Source organism: Paenibacillus etheri, assembly GCF_001012825.1.
GTDB lineage: Bacteria > Bacillota > Bacilli > Paenibacillales > Paenibacillaceae > Paenibacillus_AQ > Paenibacillus_AQ etheri.
Map to the genome: position 1 here is coordinate 78,367 of NZ_LCZJ02000012.1, position 22,821 is coordinate 101,187.

General features: G+C 45.3%; 22 protein-coding genes. 17 read left to right on the forward strand and 5 right to left on the reverse strand.

Annotation, left to right across the window (positions count from 1 at the left end):
* Positions 1 to 48: 48 nt before the first annotated feature.
* On the reverse strand, positions 49 to 627 hold the full coding sequence (locus UQ64_RS00925) for a histidine phosphatase family protein (protein ID WP_060621658.1): 579 nt from the start codon (positions 625 to 627) through the stop codon (positions 49 to 51).
* A 175-nt stretch (positions 628 to 802) separates the two neighbouring features.
* On the opposite strand from UQ64_RS00925, the gene UQ64_RS00930 reads away from it, so the two are divergent.
* The 11 genes from UQ64_RS00930 (at position 803) to UQ64_RS00980 (ending at position 12,623) form a co-directional block, all read left to right on the forward strand.
* A complete protein-coding gene (locus UQ64_RS00930) occupies positions 803 to 1,960 on the forward strand; it encodes a phosphodiester glycosidase family protein (protein WP_060621659.1) in 1,158 nt (385 codons plus the stop codon).
* An 849-nt stretch (positions 1,961 to 2,809) separates the two neighbouring features.
* Positions 2,810 to 3,508 (forward strand): response regulator transcription factor, encoded by a 699-nt coding sequence (locus UQ64_RS00935; protein WP_060621660.1) that lies wholly within the window; start codon positions 2,810 to 2,812, stop codon positions 3,506 to 3,508.
* The gene (locus tag UQ64_RS00940; RefSeq protein ID WP_060621661.1) at positions 3,505 to 4,503 is read left to right on the forward strand and encodes a sensor histidine kinase; all 999 of its coding nucleotides are present in this window, start codon (positions 3,505 to 3,507) and stop codon (positions 4,501 to 4,503) included. Before UQ64_RS00935 ends, UQ64_RS00940 begins: the two co-directional genes overlap by 4 nt.
* Positions 4,504 to 4,720: 217 nt before the next feature.
* Positions 4,721 to 5,491: an ABC transporter ATP-binding protein gene (locus UQ64_RS00945; protein ID WP_060621662.1), complete on the forward strand. Its 771-nt coding sequence runs from the start codon at positions 4,721 to 4,723 to the stop codon at positions 5,489 to 5,491.
* Positions 5,466 to 7,412: an FtsX-like permease family protein gene (locus UQ64_RS00950; RefSeq protein ID WP_060621663.1), complete on the forward strand. Its 1,947-nt coding sequence runs from the start codon at positions 5,466 to 5,468 to the stop codon at positions 7,410 to 7,412. Before UQ64_RS00945 ends, UQ64_RS00950 begins: the two co-directional genes overlap by 26 nt.
* A 5-nt stretch (positions 7,413 to 7,417) precedes the next feature.
* Positions 7,418 to 8,374: a DUF418 domain-containing protein gene (locus UQ64_RS00955; protein ID WP_245237817.1), complete on the forward strand. Its 957-nt coding sequence runs from the start codon at positions 7,418 to 7,420 to the stop codon at positions 8,372 to 8,374.
* An 86-nt stretch (positions 8,375 to 8,460) separates the two neighbouring features.
* Positions 8,461 to 9,417, forward strand: coding sequence for a helix-turn-helix transcriptional regulator (locus UQ64_RS00960; RefSeq protein WP_060621664.1), 957 nt, complete (start codon positions 8,461 to 8,463; stop codon positions 9,415 to 9,417).
* A gap of 103 nt (positions 9,418 to 9,520) precedes the next feature.
* Positions 9,521 to 9,979, forward strand: coding sequence for an SRPBCC domain-containing protein (locus UQ64_RS00965; RefSeq protein ID WP_060621665.1), 459 nt, complete (start codon positions 9,521 to 9,523; stop codon positions 9,977 to 9,979).
* Between the two features lie 274 nt (positions 9,980 to 10,253).
* On the forward strand, positions 10,254 to 10,508 hold the full coding sequence (locus UQ64_RS00970) for a FeoA family protein (protein WP_060621666.1): 255 nt from the start codon (positions 10,254 to 10,256) through the stop codon (positions 10,506 to 10,508).
* A complete protein-coding gene (locus tag UQ64_RS00975; RefSeq protein ID WP_060621667.1) occupies positions 10,505 to 11,236 on the forward strand; it encodes a FeoB small GTPase domain-containing protein in 732 nt (243 codons plus the stop codon). The genes UQ64_RS00970 and UQ64_RS00975 overlap by 4 nt, the downstream gene beginning before the upstream one ends.
* Positions 11,214 to 12,623, forward strand: a complete 1,410-nt coding sequence (locus tag UQ64_RS00980; RefSeq protein WP_060621669.1) for a nucleoside recognition domain-containing protein — start codon at positions 11,214 to 11,216, stop codon at positions 12,621 to 12,623. Before UQ64_RS00975 ends, UQ64_RS00980 begins: the two co-directional genes overlap by 23 nt.
* A gap of 433 nt (positions 12,624 to 13,056) precedes the next feature.
* Here the strand turns inward: UQ64_RS00980 and UQ64_RS00985 are convergent, their stop codons facing one another.
* Both UQ64_RS00985 and UQ64_RS00990 read right to left on the reverse strand, forming a co-directional pair.
* A complete protein-coding gene (locus tag UQ64_RS00985) occupies positions 13,057 to 13,740 on the reverse strand; it encodes a hypothetical protein (protein WP_156417410.1) in 684 nt (227 codons plus the stop codon).
* A 133-nt stretch (positions 13,741 to 13,873) separates the two neighbouring features.
* Positions 13,874 to 15,283 (reverse strand): aminotransferase-like domain-containing protein, encoded by a 1,410-nt coding sequence (locus UQ64_RS00990; protein WP_060621673.1) that lies wholly within the window; start codon positions 15,281 to 15,283, stop codon positions 13,874 to 13,876.
* A 146-nt stretch (positions 15,284 to 15,429) separates the two neighbouring features.
* Between UQ64_RS00990 and UQ64_RS00995 the strand changes: the two genes are divergently transcribed.
* The 4 genes from UQ64_RS00995 to glpX all read left to right on the forward strand — a co-directional run bounded on the left by UQ64_RS00995 (position 15,430) and on the right by glpX (position 19,019).
* The gene (locus tag UQ64_RS00995; protein ID WP_060621676.1) at positions 15,430 to 16,362 is read left to right on the forward strand and encodes a DMT family transporter; all 933 of its coding nucleotides are present in this window, start codon (positions 15,430 to 15,432) and stop codon (positions 16,360 to 16,362) included.
* Between the two features lie 141 nt (positions 16,363 to 16,503).
* The gene (locus tag UQ64_RS01000; protein ID WP_060621677.1) at positions 16,504 to 17,160 is read left to right on the forward strand and encodes a CBS domain-containing protein; all 657 of its coding nucleotides are present in this window, start codon (positions 16,504 to 16,506) and stop codon (positions 17,158 to 17,160) included.
* Positions 17,161 to 17,172: 12 nt separating this feature from the next.
* A complete protein-coding gene (locus UQ64_RS01005; RefSeq protein ID WP_060621679.1) occupies positions 17,173 to 17,979 on the forward strand; it encodes a pyruvate, water dikinase regulatory protein in 807 nt (268 codons plus the stop codon).
* A gap of 44 nt (positions 17,980 to 18,023) precedes the next feature.
* The gene (gene glpX, locus UQ64_RS01010) at positions 18,024 to 19,019 is read left to right on the forward strand and encodes a class II fructose-bisphosphatase (protein WP_060621681.1); all 996 of its coding nucleotides are present in this window, start codon (positions 18,024 to 18,026) and stop codon (positions 19,017 to 19,019) included.
* Between the two features lie 81 nt (positions 19,020 to 19,100).
* On the opposite strand, the gene UQ64_RS01015 is transcribed toward glpX, so the two are convergent.
* Positions 19,101 to 19,757, reverse strand: coding sequence for a general stress protein (locus tag UQ64_RS01015; protein ID WP_082650932.1), 657 nt, complete (start codon positions 19,755 to 19,757; stop codon positions 19,101 to 19,103).
* Between the two features lie 202 nt (positions 19,758 to 19,959).
* Between UQ64_RS01015 and UQ64_RS01020 the strand changes: the two genes are divergently transcribed.
* Together UQ64_RS01020 and UQ64_RS01025 are read left to right on the forward strand one after the other, a co-directional pair.
* Positions 19,960 to 20,808: an AraC family transcriptional regulator gene (locus UQ64_RS01020; RefSeq protein WP_060621683.1), complete on the forward strand. Its 849-nt coding sequence runs from the start codon at positions 19,960 to 19,962 to the stop codon at positions 20,806 to 20,808.
* A gap of 95 nt (positions 20,809 to 20,903) precedes the next feature.
* Positions 20,904 to 21,893, forward strand: coding sequence for an aldo/keto reductase (locus UQ64_RS01025; protein WP_060621685.1), 990 nt, complete (start codon positions 20,904 to 20,906; stop codon positions 21,891 to 21,893).
* An 82-nt stretch (positions 21,894 to 21,975) separates the two neighbouring features.
* Here UQ64_RS01025 and UQ64_RS01030 read toward each other — a convergent pair whose 3' ends face one another.
* Positions 21,976 to 22,707 (reverse strand): ZIP family metal transporter, encoded by a 732-nt coding sequence (locus tag UQ64_RS01030; protein WP_060621687.1) that lies wholly within the window; start codon positions 22,705 to 22,707, stop codon positions 21,976 to 21,978.
* Positions 22,708 to 22,821 lie beyond the last annotated feature (114 nt).

The following is a 22,821-nucleotide window of genomic DNA, read 5'->3' on the forward strand; positions in this document are numbered from 1 at the left end:
CTGAGCAATTACTATATTAAAATGCTCTGAACATTATCTGAACACTAATTATATCTTCAAATGCCGTGCACAATTGTATAGTTCGCAATTCCAAGTCGAATCGGATTTAATAATCCGGGTGATAGATGTATTACTCAGTAAAACAGTTACATTCAGTTCTGGAAAAAGTCTTCTAAGACTACTCCGTAAAATCGCACCATGGCTAACGACCAATATACGACTGCCCGGATGTTTCTCCGCGATATCTTCGATGGCCTGACTGCCTCTGATCTCACTGGCCTCTGGACTTTCCAGTCCCAAATCTAACTGCTTCCACTCACTTCCCCATCGTTCAACGCGGTCTTGTTCCGTAGTACCTTCAATCTGCCCTGCGTTCATCTCACGGATACCTGGTACTAAACCGGCGATCTTCATTCCAAGCCTTGTAGCAATTACCTCTGCTGTTTGTCGCGCTCTAAGCAGATCACTTGAATATAAATAGTCCCATTGTTCAGTGCTAAGCCGTTCGGCAAGTAGAGCCGCCTGCTGCAAGCCTTCATTATCCAATGGATTATCCGTATGCCCTTGCGCTCGGCCTTCCTTATTCCACGCGGTACTTCCATGGCGAATTAAACCTATTGTAGTCATAAAGATCTCCCTTTAGTTGTTGAGTTCTAGTACTATTCTTTTAATGGTATCTATATTCTATCAGAATCTTTCCATGAGTATTTGAAAAATGAGGTTATCCATGTTTTAGAACTTGAGGTATAATAAACCTTATCGCTTTTTACATCAGCTATAGGATAAGGAGATTTTGGTTAATATGAAAAAGTTAATGTTTCCGTTCTTTCTCGCATTTCTACTATGTTTGGTTCCGGTTTACACAATTTGTTCCACCACTGCTGGTGCAGCTCCAGTTCCTAAAAACACCGTGTATGTGACCAAGAATAATCACTCGTACATCCCGTTGCGCCTCTTAAATAATTTCACTGGTATACATGCTGAATGGAATGCTAGTGATAAACGTATAACCATTACGAACGCAGACACTAAGATTACACTTACTGTAGGACAAGCATCTGCGCTAGTCAACGACAAACCAGTTACACTAACCGACTCTGCTTTCAGTGATAACGGTACGGTATATATCCCTTTGTCCTTTATCAGCAAAACGCTGGGCTTTCAATTAGAATGGAATCCGGAGGCCTCTTCTGTAACCCTTACTAATAACGATATTTCATCGACTGTTCCTGTACAGACTGGCGCACTTATTAAATCAGATTCCTCCCCCGTTGTCAGTGCTAGTAAAACTTTCAAGGTGGGCGGCAGATCCTTCAAAGCCCAGACCGTTACGGTATCCCTACTACATCCTAAAGTGAAGCTCGACGTTGTACTAGCAGGAAATACGGTGGGAAAAGTGGAGGACCTGAGCAGTCTAGCCAAGCGCAATAATGCCGTAGTGGCTATTAATGGTACGTTCTTTGATGCCTACACCAAGGGGGCATACAAAGCTCCTTACGGCTATATGGTCAGTGGTGGAAAAATGCTCAAAAATAGCTCCGGGGATCGCCGTACAATTTTCGCCTATGACAGCAATCACCTGGCCTCGCTTATTCCCGGACTAGAGTTTACGAACCATTTCGCTTCCGGTTCTATGGAAGGGGCGCTCCAAGCCGGACCACGTCTGCTTGTGAATGGTAAGGTATCTCTTAATGTTGCGGCAGAAGGCTTCAAGGATGCCAAAATCTTAACCGGCGGCGGAGCCCGCAGCGCACTCGGCCTCACACGCGACCACAAGCTAATTCTGCTGACCACTGGTGGAGCAACCATCCCACAGCTGGCAGAAATGATGAAGCAGGCTGGTGCGTATCAAGCCATGAATCTGGATGGCGGCGCATCGAGCGGACTATACTACAATGGCAAATATCTCACGACCCCTGGGCGTCAGATTAGCAATGCGATTGTAGTTAAATATCAATAGAATGATCTAGCCAGCGGCTACGTACGAGCGTTGTGCTACGCTTCGGCTTCGTGCTTCGGCTTCGGAGAATACTTCTTTTGACGCTTCTATTGCAGTTTGTGCAATAGAAGCATTCTTTTTTATAGGAAATTGGGATTCTGTTGTACTTTGTGCATTAGAATCTGGTCTTTTAGTGATAATGAGATGTTTTTACAACATTTAATTGCAGAATGTGCAATAGAATCAAATTCCAACGTCTTTTTGATAGAATCTATTGTATAAAGTGCAATCTGAGGAGCGTGTGACTTCTGTATGGCCAATTCCCATCTTACTCTACTTTATTGAGGGGGAGCTTTGTGCTTCACTTTACATATTCTATTCCGGATATCCCAAAACCATAGGAGCTCATAACTACGTGTTAACTGTAAAAAGTGCAACTATTCCTCGTGATACTCTCTCAAGATTTTTTTAGTTGTATTTCGTGCAATTAAATTCCTGGTTTTCCTCTCTCAGCGCCGAATCTCCACTTTATAGCTGCACTAAGTGCAACTAACGGATCGGAATGAGCTATTTTGGCATAAGTAAATGTATAAACTACACTTACATCTACGACTTTAGCTGAAATGCACCCTTTCAGTCTGCAGTTTCGCCCTTCAGCCTACTAGGCCCTCCAAGTGCCCTAACTCTGCCGCATCAAATCCCTCTCCTTATCAAACTTCTCAGGCACCAAAACCACTCAGTCCTCAACCCTCATCGACCTCATATTATTTTTGGTAACCAGATGTCCTTTTTGCATAATTTTCCTAGTACGTGTTACTGTATAACCGTATGAACCATCCCATTCTTATATTTGATCAAAGGAGCACAACTATGGAGACTATTCTAATCATAGAGGACGATGCTAAGCTCGCAAGCCTGCTAAGCACGTATCTATCTAAATATGAATTTCGTACGGTGATCGTAGAGGATTTCAACAGGGTACTGGAGATTTTTAATGCCACCCATCCTGACCTTGTTCTGCTGGACGTCAACCTGCCTAAATACGATGGGTTTTATTGGTGTCGCCAGATTCGCACTACCTCACTTTGCCCCATTCTTTTCATATCCGCTCGGGATAGTGGAATGGATCAGGTGATGGCGCTAGAAAATGGCGGGGATGATTATATCACCAAGCCTTTTCATTATGAAGTCGTACTTGCCAAAATCCGCAGCCATTTACGCAGAGCTTACGGCTCTTACTCACAAATTCAAGAGGAACGGACGCTCCAGTCCGGAGAACTAATTCTTTATCCTGAGCGGTATGTGATTCAATATGGCGGGCAATCCAGCGAACTGACACAGAAAGAGGCGATCCTGCTCGAAGCTTTATTACTAAAGGAAGGACGTGTCGTAAACCGCGAGCGCCTGCTTGATCTTATGTGGGAGGATCAGCATTTCATTGATGACAATACATTAAATGTCTATATTACCCGTGTTCGCAAAAAGCTTAAAGACCTCGGTCTTGGCGATATTGTGGAAACCGTAAGAGGTGCTGGCTATAGGCTTAATGCTACTAAGGATACGCCATGAAGCTATTTTGGAAAGACCAGCTTCCATTTATCCTATTCTACCTGCTTCAAGTGCTGCTTGTTCCACCACTCTATTGGCTGACAGGCGAGGACAGGCCCCTCTCGATCATGCTCTATGGCATAGCCCTGAGCACTGTAGTTCTTTTGTTGTATCTTGGCTACCGATACGCTCAGCACCGGAGATTATACGCAGCCTTAAGTAATCCCAAGCGTATGCTGGAAGAACATCTTGTTTCCTTAGGAGACACTCCGCTGCCAGAAGCTATTCATGAGCTATTACAGCTTATCGATCGCCAGTATCAGGACCAGATCAACCTGCATGTTCGCCGGATGGATCAGCATATCGTATTCATGAATCGCTGGGTTCATCAGATGAAGACCCCTCTTTCAGTCATTCAGCTTTCGCTAGAGGATCTTGAGGATGAGGCTGCTATAAGTATTCAGGAGGAATTGGAACGTCTGCGCAGAGGGCTGGAAATGGTGATTTATACTTCAAGGCTGGATCAATTTGAGGATGATTTCCAAGTGGAGCCGCTAGTTCTCAGTAAAGTGGTTAGTGAATCTGTGGCCGAGAACCGCAGGCTTTTCATCCGAAGAGGCATAAAGGTAAATATACAAATCAATCCTAACTTCACCGTATATAGTGATGCCAAATGGTTAATGTTTATGCTAACCCAAATCTTGACCAATGCAGTGAATTACACCTCCGGCACCGATAAAACCGTAACCCTCTCATCGCAGCACATTGGAACGGATCTCGTACTTAATATTACAGATCAAGGAATCGGCATTTCTCCTGAAGACCTCAAACGGGTATTTAACCCATACTTCACCGGTGAACGTGGACGCCAATACCATGAGTCAACAGGAATGGGGCTGTATCTTGTGCGAGAGATTTGCAACCGGCTAGGACATACTGTGGAGCTTCAATCTAAGCTTGGAGAAGGCACTACAGTCCAAATTGCTTTTCACAACAGTGACCATTTACAGAAATAAGGTCGGAGGGTACTTCTAGTCATACTTATGACTACGGAGTCCCTCTTCTTTATGTATGGCCTACTCACTTCAGGTACGAACATAACCTTAAACACGTTGTAAGATAACGTTAAGGTAAATCCATAGCGGCACATAGCCCGATCTTGTAAATTATATTCATAACACGTCCCCGCTTAGGGACGGCTGAAATCACATTGTAATGGAAGGAATGAAAGGAATGAATGTTTTAGAAGTCAAAGGACTTAACAAAGTATATCCGGGCAAAGTAACGACACAGGCCCTCACCGATATTCATCTTAGCATTGAAAGTGGCGAATTTGTTGGCATCATGGGCCCCTCAGGGAGCGGCAAAACCACTCTGCTTAACATGGTGTCCACCATCGATCAGCCCTCCTCAGGTGAGGTGTACATTAACGGCAGCAATCCTTATCTTTTGAACAAAAAAGACCTTGCTCACTTTCGCCGCAGAGAACTCGGTTTTGTATTTCAAGACTTTAACCTTCTGGAGACTTTAACGGTAGCCGAAAATATCGTGCTTCCCCTAACGCTGGATAATCGCAAGCTCTCCGAGATGGAAACCTCGCTGCAAAAGGTCGCTGCACGCTTGAACATTACGGAAATTTTAAATAAACGCACCTATGAAATATCCGGCGGACAACGGCAGCGGACAGCGATTGCCCGTGCGATTATAAGTACGCCTTCGATCATTCTAGCAGATGAACCTACAGGGGCACTTGATTCTCATTCCTCACGAATTGTGATGGAGTCGCTGGAGGATATTAACTGCAAAGAAGGCACTACGCTAATGCTCGTGACCCATGATCCGCTGGCAGCGAGCTACTGTAATCGAATTATTTTTATCAAAGATGGGAAACTAGCAGCCGAAATTCACCGGGGAGATAACCGCCAAGCCTTCTTCCAAAAGATTATCGACACACTTTCATTCTGGGGAGGGAATAGTCATGAACTTTCCTCAATTCGCGTTTAACAATGTGAAGCGTAATTCTCGGGCGTATTTCGCCTTTTTCTTAAGTAGTGCTTTTATGGTCATGATCTTCTTCTCTTATTCCGTCTTTATTTATCATCCTGGTGTTGCCAGTATCGAGCTAGGTACAAATTCAGCCGCTGGTATGAAAATCGCTTCTTATATTGTGTTTGTCTTTGCTTTCTTTTTCGTTCTTTACTCGATTAGTGCATTTCTGAAACTTCGTAATCTGGAGTTCGGCATACTAATGATGTTAGGTGCACGTTCAGGTCAGATCAACAAGCTGATTCTTATAGAAAATATGCTGATCGGACTGCTGTCCATAATAACAGGCATGTCTTTCGGCATGCTTTTATCCAAGTTGTTTTTGCTGCTCAGCACGACCATTATGGGAATGGATCATTTACCCTTCTATTGGCCAGTTAAACCCCTGTTGATCACATCTATTTCTTTTATCTCACTGTTTCTGGTCATCTCTATCTTCACACTGTTATTTATCCGCAAACATCAAGTCCTTGATCTGTTAAAAGGGAATGTTAAACCTAAAAAGGAGCCCCGTGTATCATGGCTGCTATCACTCCTTGGGCTTCTGTTGTTAACGGCTGGGGCACTCGCCATTCGAAAGCAATTGTCTCCAATTACGTTATTAGTTGCTGCTGTTACGGGGATCGCAGGTACCTATTTCTTTTACTCTCAGCTGTCCGTACTCGGAATACGTCTGCTTAAACTAAGCCGCAAGCGACTTTGGCGTGGAACCAACCTGTTATGGATTTCCGAGATGAGTTACAAGATCAAAGATAATGCAAGAATGTTGTTTCTTGTAACGGTTGTAACCTCGCTTGCTTGCATGGCGTCAGGATTTATTTTATCGATGAATCAAGCAAATATAGAACTCTATAAAAACAGTCCATTCGCCATGGAGTATTCGATTTATAAACCGGGGAAAACTCCCCCTGATTTAGAACCCATTCATAATAAATTACAAAACGCCAAAGTGGAGTATACAGAGAACAAAATCGAGCTAATCTCTGCCTCCATTCAGAGTCCGGGTAAAGAAGATACCCAGAGCATTGATTTAATATCCTGGTCCCAGTTCAATCAGTTATCTTCAAAAATGGATATGTCCGAAGTAGCTCCCTTATCTGACAAAGAAGCTGTCTTACTGCTAAACCCTCAGTTGAATTCACAGAATTACACTACTAATCAAAAGATTCTGCTGAAGGTTCAAAACGATACGGAGCTTATGCTGAAAGAGGTACAAATTCCGAAGAGCCATCCAATGGGGCAATATACAAGCTCACTCTTAATTGTAGATGACAGCTTGTACAAGAATATCTCTTCTTCAGCAGCGAAGTACACGAGATCATATGTGAAATATCTATATAAAATCCCTGCTTGGGACGGTCCACCGCCTGTGGAAACCTCACCTGAAGCCATCATCACCAAAGAACTGATCCAGTGGAGTAGGGATTCCAACAATACCAATAATCAATATATCTCCATATTAGATGCTCGAGCAGATAATTATCTAATTACCAAACAAGGTATGGCTATGCTTAGCTTTATAGGGATCTTTATCGCGCTTATCTTCTCGCTTTCTTCAGCCAGCTTCCTCTTCTTCAAGCTTCATACTGAGCTGAATGCAGATAAGCAAATGTATAATGCCTTGTCTAAAATCGGACTAAGCGTCAAAGAAATGTCTGCTTCTGCCACCAGACAAATCTCTGTGCTATTCTATATTCCGATCATTGTCGCCACCATCCAGACGCTTGTCGTAATCCGACCGGTATTGAAGCAAATTAGTGTCACGAATGTAACGGTGCCTGTGCTGATTACGTCTGGAGTATTCCTTGCTGTGCAAACTATATATTTCATCATAGCGCGATCACGCTACATTCAAAGTCTCAAGAAGATGATGGTATAAAGAATATGATGAAAAGAATCGTAACACTCGATGTACTCCGTGGCTTTGCTCTAATGGGTATCATCTTCATAAACATTCGTCAGATGGTATTCGGTACGATGGAATTTAACTCGCTCGATTTGCAGATTATTCGTTTTCTTGATGTAGTAGTGGATCACCGATTTTTTGTGATATTCTCATTTTTATTCGGTGTTGGCTTTCAGTTATTCTTATCCCGGGCTGAAGCTAAAGGGGAGTCTAAGCCCCGCTTATTATTTCTGCGTAGGCTGTTCATTTTATTTCTAATTGGTCTGGTGCATCATTATTTCCAACCCGGTGAAACCTTGCTCATCTATGCAGTCATTGGACTGATTCTCCTTCCTTTTTATAAGTTAAAGTCAGGTTTTGTATTGGTTGCGGGCATTGTGGTCACCCTTGCAGGTCTCTACTTAGGCCCGATAGTGGTAACGTTTGGCATGTTTCTGCTTGGGCATTGGAGTGGTCTGATTGGATTATTTGAGAATCCACTACGGTATAAGCGAGGATTACGGATCACACAAGCGGTTTCTCTTCTGCTAATTATTCCCATGTATTTTGCACAGCAGAATATCATGAATAGTACGGGCGCTCTGGATGTTGCCCTCGCAGTAGGCGGGCTTCCAGTCAGTATTTTTTATGTGACAACACTAACCCTACTCATGCGCCATGGAGTTGTACAGAAACTACTTGCGCCCCTGGCTTCTCTAGGCAGAATGGCTTTGACCAATTATTTAATGCAAACCGTTATTATACTAACACTATCCAATCTGCTAGATTGGCCTGGTACAGTACATGTATCGACACAGATGATTGCGGCAGCGGCCATACTGCTTCTACAGATCATATTTAGTACCCTTATGCTCAAACGGTTCCGGATGGGACCCGCAGAATATTTATGGCGACTCGGAACTTATGGTAAAAAACGTATGGTTAAACAGCAATAAGATCCTATCGAAAGGATTCTGGCTGATCTATGAGCATTTTGCTATAGTTGAACTACTAATTTCTGCAGCAAGGAGGCTCCAGATTCATGTCCAAGGCCGACCATATGTTATCCATTCTCTGGATGCTCAAGCAACGGGGAAGAACCGCCGGAGAACTAGCGGAAGCGTTAGAGATCAGTGTCCGCTCTGTATACAGATACATCGATGCGCTGTGCATCAGTGGTGTACCCGTTATCGCGGATAGCGGACCTGGCGGCGGTTATAGCTTACCGGAACATTTTATTGAGGCCCCATTATTCTTTGACTCCGAAGAGCAGCGTGCCCTTCTACAAGCTTCTTCTTTTGCCAGGGGGACCGGATATCCTTATGTTGAAGCTCTGGACCGGGCCCTATCCAAGCTGAAAAGGTATAGCAATGCCCAGCAATTAGAACAAATGGAGCGCCATGAGAACGGCATTGAGACGATCCACTCTCCTTCCCCGCCGCTTAGCCACCTGATTCAAGAATTGGAACTGGGGACGGCAAACGGATGCACTCTGCAGATGGAATATCGTAAGGGTAATGGAGAAACAACATCTTCCCGTGCCATTGATCCTTACGGACTTGTACTCTGGAAGGGCCAATGGTACACCGTAGCTTACTGCCACCAGCGGCAAGAAATTCGCAGTTTTCGGGTCGATAGAATCATTGAACTGCACCGTACAGAAGCTGTGTTTACTCGTCCAACTGACTTCTCTGCACGTGACTTTTTATTAAAGAGCTTACTGCCTGCACGCAATACCGATGAGAAACTAATTACAGTAATCATCGCATCAGACGAGGGAATCTTGAACGATCTATGCAGTCATTGGCTATTTGGGCATACGCTGGTCCAGCGCATGGAAGGACAAGCCCGCTTTCAAGTGGACGAAACTTCTTTACTGACTTATGCACCCTATTTCTTGTTGCCTTATGGAACCACATTACGCATCATGGAGCCTTCTTCCCTGAAAGAAAGACTAGCGGACATAGCCATTAATTTAGCAGCTCATTATAAGACTTAAATTATTCTTTTGGATCACTGACCGTAGTTGTCAGTGATCCTTTTGTATAGTGTAAAAGAGTACGAGGGAATAAATGAAAGTACAAACCAAGGAGGAATAACGAATGAAGGAACTACACTATGAATTTTATATTGACGGAACACCTGAACAGGTATGGGAAACCTTAATCTCTCCGGAAGGTACGAAGCAGATCTATTACGGCAGCGTAATTCGTTCGACCTTCAAAGAAGGAGAATTACTGGAATACATCGGACCCGGTGCAGATGGAGATGAAACGCTGCATGTCTATGGGACTCTGCTGGAGTTCACTCCGCAAAAAGCATTGCGCTTCACGCATAAGGTAGGACCTTCTTATCATAAAGGACATGAAAGATATGAGTCGCGTATTTCTTGGCTGCTTGAACCGGTGGGCGGAACTACTAAGCTCACGCTTATCCATGATGAATGGCATCCTGAAGATCCTTCGTATGCAGGCAGCATCAGCGCTTGGTGGCAGGTTCTAAGTAATACCAAGACTTTAGTAGAGACTGGACGCACGCTTGATTTTGGAAGCTGGACATAACTTCACGACTAATAAAATTTGGATTAGACTGTTTCAATTAAAGACAAGCCCTTGAGTAGACTCAACCTTAGCCCCTTGGCTGGAGAGCGCAAGCCTTCTTTCCGTTAGGGGCTTTTTCGCGCCTAAATTAATTTTGCCTTAGGGAAACATTCTTGTTGCAGGGACAAAGTTGTTCGCATATACTAATATTGTGTCAGACCACAAGAAAAATTCCAACGCACAAAATAATAACCATAAAAATACAAATAAACAATAAATGAAAGAAGGGGATCTAATGTCTGGAACTAGTATTCCATTATCAGAAGCGGCTAAAGGCAGCATGCTGCGAATAAGCGGTATTGAAGTTCAAGGTGTACTTAGAAGAAGATTACTGGATCTCGGATTTGTAGTCGGAAATGCCGTTGAGGTGTTACGGCGAAGTCCCTTAGGAGATCCTATAGCTTTTCGGGTAAGCAACACGACCATTGCATTACGTAGAGAAGAAAGCTCTTTAATATTTGGAGAAGTCATCGGAGGTGTAGAAGCATGAGTCATTTCACAGTCGCTTTTGCAGGCAATCCTAACACTGGAAAAAGCACGCTTTTCAATCTGCTGACCGGCATGCGCCAGCATACAGGAAACTGGGCAGGTAAAACCGTCATTACTGCTGAAGGCGAGTTTAAGTATAAGGACCATACGTACCTCGCAGTAGATCTTCCTGGTACGTATTCGCTGTACTCGAATTCTGCTGATGAAGAAGCGGCTAGAGATTATATTATTTTTGAACAGCCAGATGTGACACTAGTTGTTCTTGACGCTACCTCGCTGGAACGAAATCTCAACCTTGCCTTGCAAGTGCTGGAGATTACCGGGCGGGCTGTAGTCTGCATCAACCTCATCGACGAAGCCCGTAAACTTGGTATCGACATCAATCTGAAACGTATTTCCAAACGTCTCGGCGTGCCTGTTGTAGCAATATCTGCTCGCAATAAAATCGGTATTGAGGCGTTATTGGATCAGGTGGAGCAAGTGGCTACAGGCGCATTCACTGCACAGCCACTGCGTATTACGTACAATGAGGAGATTGAACGAGGAATTGCAGAGCTTACACCACTGGTAGAACAAACCATTGGCAGCAAATACCCGGCTCGCTGGATTGCACTGCGCCTATTGGACGGTGATGACAGCCTGCTAACTTCGCTTAAAGAGAATATGAAGAATAAAGAATTGCCTGAAGCAAAGGAGGTCATCGGTCATGGAGTCACCGCATATCACTAAGGGATTAGATCCTCTAGATTCCTTGCTGTCCACAGCGAAAAAGCTCGCTGACGGCGGAGCGATACGGGATGAAATTGTCAGTGGTATCTATGGCGTATCCGCAGGCATCTGCGGGGATGCAGTCACCTATAGGGATAAGAAGAAGCTGCACAGTACTTATAAGCTGGATAATATCGTAACTTCAAAAATATGGGGATTCCCCATTATGCTCGCCATCCTCGGTATCGTCTTCTGGATTACGATTGCCGGCGCCAACTATCCTTCAAGCTGGCTCGCTTCCTTCTTCGGCTTCATCGAAGATTATCTCACTGGCGGATTTGAGGCAATCCATGCCCCCGCTTGGCTACACGGTGTTCTTGTTCTTGGATTATATCGAGGAACCTCTTGGGTCATCAGCGTCATGCTGCCGCCAATGATGATATTTTTCCCAGTGTTCGCGCTGCTTGAGAATTTTGGATATCTGCCAAGGGTCGCTTTTAATATGGACCGTTTGTTCAAGAAATCAGGCGGTCACGGCAAGCAGGCTTTGACCATGTCTATGGGATTCGGCTGTAATGCCGCCGCGATCCTCTCCACACGAATCATCGAATCGCCGCGTGAACGGATGCTCGCGATCTTAACCAACAATTTCGTTCCATGTAACGGCCGCTGGCCGACCTTGATTCTATTGTCTTCCTTATTCATGGCAGGAGCGGCTACGACAGGCGCACTCCGTACACTCACCACCGCCTCCGTACTTATGGGGATGGTGCTAATCGGCATCATCGTTACCCTGACGGTTTCCTGGGTCATGTCCAAAACTGCGCTCCGCGGTGTTCCAACACATTACACACTGGAGCTCCCGCCCTATCGTCGGCCACAAATTTGGAAGACCATACTTATTTCCTCCAAAGATAAGTCCCTTAACGTACTTACTCGGGCAATCGTAGTAGCTGCCCCTGCTGGAATTATCACTTGGATCTTAGGCAATCTGTTTATTGGCGGAGATTCTGTCCTGAACCATATGGCTGCATTCTTCGATCCTTTTGCACACATGCTCGGCATGGATGGCTTTATCATCATGGCATTTATTCTCGGACTTCCCGCGAATGAAATCGTCCTGCCCATTCTGCTTATGGGCTATATGTCCTCAGGAGCTATGGTCGATATCGACAGCTTGGGCAGCATCAAAGATGTCTTTCTATCACATGGCTGGACTTGGCTGACCGCACTTAACATGATGCTGTTCTCCCTGCTCCACTATCCTTGCGGCACTACACTCGTGAACATCTATAAAGAAACGAAAAGCATGAAGTGGGCTGTGCTCTCAGCAGTCATTCCGCTCGGCATCGCCATTGGAGTAACCTTTGCTGTCGCACAACTCGCTCGGTTGTTCGGGTGGGTGTGATGAAGGCTTGTAGCATGAATTCACCTGACATCAGCGAATTTTAGCTGATTTCAACTTACATTAGCTAAATTTATCTTGTCTCACCTTACAACATCTAATGTTAACCATATTTCACAAAATTCGAACTTTATAAGCGCAAATTAAACTTTTTGCGGAAATTCTCCCTAATAAATAGTCGATATAGGAAAAATAGGGCATTTTCGCAGAATTTTAGGGACGAATTCCCCAATTATCAATCATATAGAGTAAAATACGATTAAATCAGGGAGAATTTCCCTAACTTCGAGTTTTGATGACCCGAGCTATACTTAAGCACCAGCACCAGCACCCACACCACCTATTTAAGGTCAGCTCAAACAAATAAGCGGTCTCCAGTATAACTCTCCGGCGACCGCTTATTTCATCACGACATAACGTGATCCTAGAGTTAGCGTCATTTCTTTTGCTTCCCACCATTTCTACGACGGTACAACATAGCGCCAACTATAGCTATCAGAACGATAATGACTCCACTGATCCCTACATTAACAAGTGGAACGGAATCGCTGTCCGCAACTGGTTTCTCCGCAGGATCAGTGGGCTCATTAACTCCAGCTTCGGATTTCGGCGAGTGATTTGATGTTACCTCTGGAGAAGCTGTAGGAGTCTCTGCCGATATACTAGGCCCAAGCTCCTTCAAGTCCTCCGATGCCGAGGCAAGCAGCTTCGTTCGACTGCATAAACTGGCGACTAATTCCCCTGAATCCCCTTCGCCGTTTGCATTAGCATAGACGATATAACTTTCCCCTTTTACGAATTCAAAACCGCAGCTGGCAGACGACAAAGCAGTGGTCAATGTAACTTTATTCCCCTTAACCCCTTTCCAGCTGGAATCGACTTCAAAGGTTACTTTTACTGGATCCGCCGATGAGATTATAGTCCCCTTTGGCTCCTTTTTATCCACTACTTTCCCAGTAAAGACGGCTGAACTTGACTCCAACGCCTCAAGTGGCTCCGCAGGTACAACACAGGAACACGCATAAGTAACCGAGGGCCGTACGGTCAGCAAAGCCATAAATATTAACGTTATACTTAGGAACATCATTATTGGACTGCGGAAATTGGCCTTAAGCATCATAACAACCTCCTTCTTTACTCTACAGACGGAACAGAAGAAGAAAGTGTTACAGCAATTTCCAAACAAGTTATACAAGCCTAATCTTTTCCATCCTAATTAGTCTTCGTTAGTCTCTCTTGTCTTCTGTACCTACTCATAATTCCCGAGCGATTGCGATCAATCGCTGGATTCCTTCCCGCAATACCCCTTCGCTTGCGAAGGAATAGCTAATCCGAATTCTTGACTTCATTTCCCCCAGCGGATCAAACAGCTCTCCTGGCACAAAAGCAATCGACTGCGCCATACTTGAGGCAAACAGTCGATCCACCGAAAGATGATCCGGCAGCTTCACCCATAGATTTAAACCACCTTGCGGAGGTGTCCACTCCCACCCAGTTGCAGCTAGCTCTTCTTCCACGATTTCCTTATGCACCTGAAGCGCAATACGCAGCTTACCGAGATGATTTTGCAAGCGTGCTGAAGTGTAGTAATGCAAGAATATTTTTTGGTTAAGCAGCGGAGTTCCATTGTCCGCGAGTGATTTGGCTGTGATCAAGCGTTCCATAAATGGATAACGGCAAGCCACCGCGCAGATCCGTAAGCCTGGAGCTACATATTTACTGAAGCTGCTGATATAAATCACCCAGCCCTCCGTATCATAAGCAAAAAAAGGCGGCGGGGGCTCCTCTTCAAAATACATATCGCGAAAAGGGTCATCCTCTACCAGTAGACAGCGATAACGCTCAGCTAGCTCTACTAACAGTTTGCGTTGCTGCACTGGCACCGTATATCCGGTTGGATTGTGATGGGTCGGATTGATGTAGAACATGCGTGGCTTATGCTTTTTCATCAAAGCTTCAACTTTCTCCAAGTCATAGCCCGTCGGAGTAATCTCCACTGGAATCAACCGTGCCCCCTCCCGGCGAAAAACATCCATGGCTACACTGTATGTTGGTCGCTCCACAAGCACCGTGTCCATAGGCCCGAGCACAATTCGGGCAATCAGATTGATCGCCTGCTGCGCGCCTGAAGTAATAAGCAACTCTTCCGAGGATAACTGTAACCGATGTTTCTTCCGAAAATGACGACTTAACGTCTCACGTAGCTCTTCATCTCCCTGAACCGAAGAGTATGTCCCCATGACCTTGGGATATAAATCGAACACTTTTTTGACATAGTCGGATAGAAAAAGGTTCGGCAGTAATCCCGGATCAATCAGCGCTTGCGAGAACTGATACTTGGTCGGCACTCTTTGTATATCTGATAGCGGATTAGTGAGCGCATAAGCAGATACTGCCGCACCCTCTTCAATTGAAGGAAGTCTACTTACTGGTGATACGTAATAACCCGATTTGTCTTTTACATATACCTTACCATCCTCCGTCAGCATTCTATACGCTTTGAATACCGTCAGTCGATGTACCTTTAATTCCTCCGCAAGCAGCCGTATAGAAGGAAGCTTATCATGTGCCCCCCACTCTCCTCGCTCCATGCGATTCACTAGAAATCCATATACCTGCCGAAACAAGGGATGATTATGCTCCGCGCTCGCTGACTTTTTCACCTCACTGCAACTCCTCTCCGAGCAACTCCTATTTACAGTATTGTACACGATTTCTAAAGTCATCTGTTCTATTCTAGATAATCTGTTCTGTGTTCTCCCCTATATGATTAACAAAATGATTTAACACACTAAAGGGGACTTTCAAAATGATCTTATTAGCTTATGCACTTGTATGTCTGATCTTCGGCACGACCTTTCTAGCGATCAAAATCGGTGTGGATGCTGGTGCGCCGCCCTTCTTTTCAGCTGGCTTACGATTTTTTGTTGCGGGCGCTGTTCTATTTCTATGGATGGTCTGGAAACGTAAGGCTAGCTTCTCCCTGCTCCTGCGTAAAGAAATGCTCTTCACCGGATCTGCGTTAACCTTTGGCACCTTCGCGGGTCTCTACTGGGCTGAACAATATGTATCTTCCGGGCTTGCGGCTGTACTCTCTGCCACCGGTCCGATCATGATTCTGTTACTTCAAACCTCTATTCTTCGTCAAAAAGCGCCTGCCATCTCCCTATATGGTTGCATTATCGGATTAACTGGCGTACTGCTGCTCGTTCTTCCTAATCTTGTCGTTGATATTTCACCGCTATGGCTCATCGGCTGCGCAGCTGTCCTCATTGGGGAATGCTGTTACGCGGTAGGCGCAATTTATTCTAAAAAAGTAATCAACAGTATGCCTGAAGTCTCTCCGATCGCTCTAAATGCAGCCCAAATGATGTATGGTGGAGTGTTGTTATTCATTCTTTCCTTAGCCACCGAAAATGTACATCCTGAGTTTCTGCTTTCTTACGAGACTACAGGTTCACTGCTCTATCTAATCGTAATCGGCTCGATGGTCGGTCATTCGTTGTTCTACTGGCTCGTCGCTAAGACAAATCCTGTGTTTCCTTCTACCTGGCTCTATATCTCTCCACCAATTGCCGTAGGGGTTGGCTTTTTCTTTTATAATGAGGCCGTGAATTGGGTTACGATCCTAGGTGTATTCACCATTATTGCTGGGACCATCCTGGTCAACGCTGACGCCTTGAAGCAATTAATGCTAAAGCGTAGGATCAGTACATCCGGGTTAAAAAAATCAAATATATGACGTACTATATATTGCATTTATGACCACTATTGCGTATTATATAACCAAGTTAAATCAAAAATCTCTATATATGACTCATATATGAAAGGAGGATTCGCTTAACGGCGCTTCTTTTCTAAGAGGAATGCCTTTTTATCTGAAGTGGAGGGAATTGCGATCGAACTGACATCACGTCAACTAGAAATCATTGATATTGTGAACAAAAGAGCTCCGATTACCGGCGAACAGATTGCCGAATGTCTAAATCTAACACGGCCAACGATTCGCTCCGATCTCTCCGTTCTGGTTATGCTCAAATATATCGATGCTAAACCTAAAGTCGGTTACTTCCCGGGACTCAAATCATCCAACCGTCTGGGAAGTAATTATTTGTTGCAGGAGACAAAGGTAAAGGAGATTCAAAGTGTACCTATTATTATCCGTGAGACTACTACGGTTCAAGATGCTGTAGTTACGCTGTTTCTACAGGATGTTGGCACCCTTATTATTTGTGACGAAGAGGGCAAGCTCACCGGTGTTGCTTCACGAAAGGATTTCCTGAAAGTAACCCTTGGCAATCCGGGTGCTGTCTCCATGCCCGTAAGCATGGTCATGACACGCCAGCCCAAAGTAGTTACAACTTCACCAGATGAGACGGTGCTTGATGCCGCACATAAAATGATTTTTCACGAGGTAGATAGTTTACCGGTAGTTGTTCCCAGCGCCACTGAGGACAGTGGTACGAAACTGGATGTCATAGGACGTTTGACGAAAACTGCTATCGTAAAACTTCTCCTCGAACTTGAAGCCAAAGGATAACAGGAGGAATTCATGAGCATCGAGCAATCTTCCAACCTAATAACGATCTGCTCAGATTCTATAGGAGATACGGCAGAAGCTGTAGTGCAGGCCGTCATTCATCAATTCCAGAATCAGCAGATCACCATCAAAAGATACGGGAACATTAGACATGAAGAGGAGCTCCGGAAGCTTATGGAAGAAGCCGCACAGCATAAAGGTTTTGTCGTCTATACGCTGGTGCAGCCGGAGCTAAGAGAAATGATTAAAGAAGAGGCCGTACGGCTTGACCTTCGTATCGTCGATATCATGGGTCCCATGATGCAAGCTTTCATCGATACGTTTGACGATGCTCCACAGCAGCGACCGGGTCTGTTGCACCAGCTTGATGAGAACTATTTCCGCCGCATGGAGGCTATCGAATTTACAGTTGCCTGTGATGATGGCCGGGATCTCGGCGCCATGCTAAAAGCCGATATCGTTCTGCTAGGGATGTCCCGTACCTCGAAGACACCACTTAGTATCTTTTTGGCTCATCGGGGGAAAAAGGTCGTTAACTATCCGATTATTCCGGAAATTGCTCCTCCGCAAGAGCTGCTAAGTCTGCCGCCGAACCGACTGATCGGACTAACCATGAAGCCGGAGTATATGCTGAAGATTCGCTCTGAGCGGCTGAAGGTGCTTGGGTTACCGACTGGCTCCCAATATGCAAGTCTGGAGCGGATTACAGAGGAGATGGAATATGCCTCTTCTCTGTTTAATAAGCTAGGCTGTCCTGTAATCGATATCACCGACAAAGCTATAGAAGAAACTGCCGGCATTATTATGGGTTATATCTAACATTCGGATTATTAAGTAAATTAGATGCACTGGAGGGAATTAGAATGGATCGCGAACTGGCTCTTGAGATTGTACGGGTAACTGAACTAGGTGCATTATCCTCGGCTCGCTGGATCGGGCGGGGAGATAAAAATGCGGCAGATGATGCAGCCACGACTGCCATCCGCTCCATGTTTGATTCTGTCTCCATCGACGGAACCGTCGTCATTGGTGAAGGAGAAATGGATGATGCTCCGATGCTCTATATTGGCGAGAAAGTTGGAAATCAAAAGGGCCCTTCTGTCGATGTAGCCGTTGATCCTCTGGAAGGCACTGAGGTGGTAGCCTGTGGTCTACACAATGCCCAATCCGTGATTGCCATAGCAGATAAGGGCAGCCTGCTGCATGCTCCAGATATTTATATGGAGAAACTCGCTTGCGGTCCTGAGCTTGCTGGGAGACTTAGTCTCGAAGACCCTGTAGAGGTCACTCTCCAGAAAGCATGCCACTTCAGTGGCAAGTCCCTCTCCGAGCTAACCGTAATGGTTCTTGACCGCAAACGGCACGAACAACTCATTCATAGTCTTCGAGAAGCGGGTGTACGGATTAAGCTGTTAGGTCACGGAGATGTAGCTGGCGCTATTGCGGCTGCACTGCCGGATAGCGATGTCGATTTGTACATGGGCTCGGGCGGAGCACCCGAAGGTGTCCTTGCCGCCGCTGCACTGAAATGCCTTGGCGGAGAAATGCAAGGCAGATTGCTCCCAGATGGACCAATAGAGTTACAGCGCTGTGTACGTATGGGAATTACCAATCCTACGAGAGTGCTATACATGGAGGACATGGTTGGCATAGGTGACGTTCTCTTTGCCGCCACAGGTGTAACGTCAGGCGAATTCCTGAACGGCGTCCGTTTCATTGGCAAAGAACGCGCAGAGACACATTCGGTCATCATGCGGGCACAGAGTCGAACGATCCGCTACATCCGCAGCATTCATTTCCTACCTGGTAAGGAAATACCGGATGCACCGACTGTTAGACAGAACGTCGCCTCCTTATGAATCACAAAAAAACAGGCTATCTCACCAGCTCACCCATGGCTAGTGAAATAGTCTGTTTTTTACTAAATAGCTATTCATCTCTTATTTATTTCTAATGCGCTCACTCGCTAAGGTATCCATGGCATCCATGGTTCCGGTAGCTTGAGCTAAATTTCTCGCTTCTTGCTGATCAGCGGCCCGGAGCGCATCGCTTTCCTTTACACTGCCATCATAGTTTCTATTCTCAGCTGTATTTATATTCGCGATATCCTCAAAACGGTCTGAGTTCAGACTATTATGCTGTACGAAGATCCGCTTCACTTCTTCCTCCTTCCGCTCACCCTCCACATCCACCATTACAAGAATATGGCCTTCACCTACGTAGTTATCGTAACGCTTGGCCTCCTCTTCAGGAATGCCAAGACCAATAAGACCGCCAACTAGTCCACCGCTACCAGCACCTATTGCCGCTCCAGCCAGCGTTGCCGCAAGCGGTCCGGCTGCGATAATCGGCCCAATACCAGGAATAGCCAATGCGCCTATCCCCATCAGGAGCCCTGTCAAACCACCCAGCAGACCACCAGTAGCTATTCTTTCCGGCGCTTGGGTCCCTGACTCATCTCTAAGCGTATCCGCACTCTTGTTATTTCTCGCGATAATCGAAATGTCCTCCGTCCTGCAGCCTTGACGTTTCAACTCTTCAATAGCCCTCGAAGCTTCGTATTCGGCACCAAAAACACCCACGATTCTCTTATTCATCTCCATTACCTCCTAGTGATCGAAGTTAGCTCATACGTTCAGCTTCATAGCTTACTTAACCAAACTGGGCATGGATAAACTTCTATCTCAGAATTCGCATTCCATTCCAAGTAATGGTCCCACTAAAATATGCTGTATAATAAAAGAAGACGGGCAAAATTGCCCTTGGTTAACTCTATAAAAGAAAGAGACTGAAGAAATCATGGCGATATTTAATTATAATTCTGAGCGTCCCTTCAGAGGTGATCCCGATTTGCATCTCCATTACTGGGGTCGGGAGCAGTGTCTACCTGGGCATTTTTTCGGACCAGGGGTTCGTGACGTATACAAAATACATTTCATTCATGAGGGAACAGGAACGGTATCTGTGGGAGAACAGACCCATATCCTGCAAGCAGGACAAGCTTTTATTACCTACCCTCATATCGTTACTTCTTATGCAGCAGACCTATCAAAGCCCTGGACCTATTCTTGGGTAGCTTTCACCGGAGTACAGGTATCATATATTTTATCCAAAACTTCCTTATCGCCTGAGCAGCCAATCTTCCCGATGGATGAACAGCTTATGCCTAATCTCTACGAGCGCCTGACAGAAGCAGCCGACACTTCGGATTGTCTTGATCTGCCGCTAAAAGCGATTATGTATGATTTTTTCTCCCTTTTGCTTCAAGAAGTGCCAGCTGTTCCGGATGTACTTCCTTTACCGCGTCAAAAGAGTATTTACGTCGAGCAAAGTCTGCACTTTTTGCATACACATTATTGTGAGAACATTTCCGTGGAGATGCTGTCTTCTTCTCTCAAACTGGATCGCAAATATTTATCTTCCTTGTTCAAACGGACCATTGGTATGCCACCGCAGCAGTATTTATTAAATTACCGAATCGCTAAAGCATGCGAGCTTCTGACAGAAACCCTTTGTACTATCGGTGAGATCTCGCGTTCTGTCGGCTATCAGGACCCCTTACTCTTTTCGCGGATGTTCAAGAAGGTGAAAGGTTGTTCTCCAAAAGAATACCGTGTCCGTCATCTCGAAAATGACATTGTGCTATAAACTTCTTCCTTGCTGACATACGTTTGTCCGGGATCTTTCGCTACAATAAGGACGTAACGTAATCAGAAATAAGTCTTTTTTAGGAGGAAATAACGATGTATAACGCAAGCGCTACCAGATATGACAATATGAAATATAACCGCACTGGAAAAAGCGGTCTACTCCTTCCGGCGATCTCGCTTGGACTATGGCATAACTTTGGCGGAAACGACTTATTCGAGAATGGTCGCGCCATGGCAAGAAGAGCTTTCGATCTTGGAATCACTCATTTTGATCTCGCTAATAACTACGGTCCCCCAGCTGGCTCCGCAGAAGAAAGCTTTGGTCAGATCCTTAAGAAGGATCTTGCTCCTTATCGTGATGAAATGGTCATCTCTACTAAGGCCGGATATTATATGTGGGCCGGTCCTTATGGCGAATGGGGCTCCAAGAAATATCTCGTCTCTAGCCTAGACCAAAGCTTGAAACGTATGGGTCTTGATTATGTAGATATTTTCTATCACCACCGTCCAGATCCAAATACACCACTGGAAGAAACTATGGCTGCGCTGGATCTCATTGTACGCCAAGGCAAAGCGCTGTATGTTGGGATTTCGAATTACAACCCTGAACAGACACGCGAAGCGGCACAAATTCTGCGTCGGCTTGGAACGCCATGCCTGATTCATCAACCTAACTACTCCATGATGTCCCGTTGGATTGAAGATGGCTTGCAGGATGTATTGGCTGAGGAAGGCATCGGCTCCATTGTGTTCTCCCCACTACAAGGTGGCATACTAACCGATCGCTATCTAAACGGAATCGCTCCTGATTCTCGTGCTGCTGGACCAAGTGTATTCCTGTCCGAAGATGCCATTACGGAAGAGAAGATCGCTAAGGTTCGCAAACTGAACGAGATTGCTGCTGCACGTGGACAAAAAATGTCTCAGCTAGCGTTATCTTGGGTACTCCGCGGAGGTAAAGTCACTTCAGCTTTGATCGGTGCAAGTAAGGTGAGCCAGATTGAAGATGCAGTCGCTTCCTTGAATGCACCAGAGCTAAGTGCAGAAGAGCTGGAGCAAATCGAGACGATTTTGCGAGGATAATTGTGGATTAAACCATAAAGACGGCCAATGAGGTCAGGCAGCTTAAGCTGCTCTGGCACTTCATTGGCCGTTTTTTTCCTACTCACCCAAATATCTGCGTGATATACACCATAATCAATAATCCAAAGATAAACGAATACGTCGAAGGCCGTTCGTAACCATGACCGTGACTCTCCGGAATAAGTTCCTTGTAGACGATGAACAGCATAGCCCCGGCTGCAAAGGCAAGACCATAGCCCACAACATTCTGTAGGTAACTCGCCGTAAAATACCCGATAACCGCAGATACCATTTCCATAAACCCGGTAAGCGTAACGATTCCCAAGGCTTTTAGCTTACTTGTTCTAGAATTCATCAGAAAGACTGCGAGAATCAATCCTTCTGGCATATTTTGCGCACCAATAGCAATCGCCACGGTAGGACCTAGACTAGCCTGTTCACTGGCATAACTGAATCCCGTACTAAGGCCTTCTGGTATGTTGTGAATGAACAACGCGATCAAAACAAGCAACGCCTTCGAATCCATATTGGTATATCCGGGTTTATTCTCGACGTCGATATGCGGGATATTTTTTTCAATTAAATCAAGCAGCAGTACTCCTGTAATCAGACCCAAGGTTAAAGCAATAATTCCCGATTCTTTAATTGCCTGTGGCATGAGTCCAAATGTAGAAGCCGATACCATAATACCTGCTGTAAAAGCAACGAGAACGTCCTTCCATTTCTCAGATAACCTCTTCACAAACAGGATCGGAAACGCTCCAATAACCGTAGCCATTGCTGATACAAAGCTGCCAATAAGCGCTGTTTCCAAGCTTTCAACTCCTTTGGTACAAGTTCGGATAGACCAACATATGTTAACACAAAAAGTATTATTACTTCTATATAGCTTTTCCGAATGATACGCTAATCATAAAAGACCCCCATA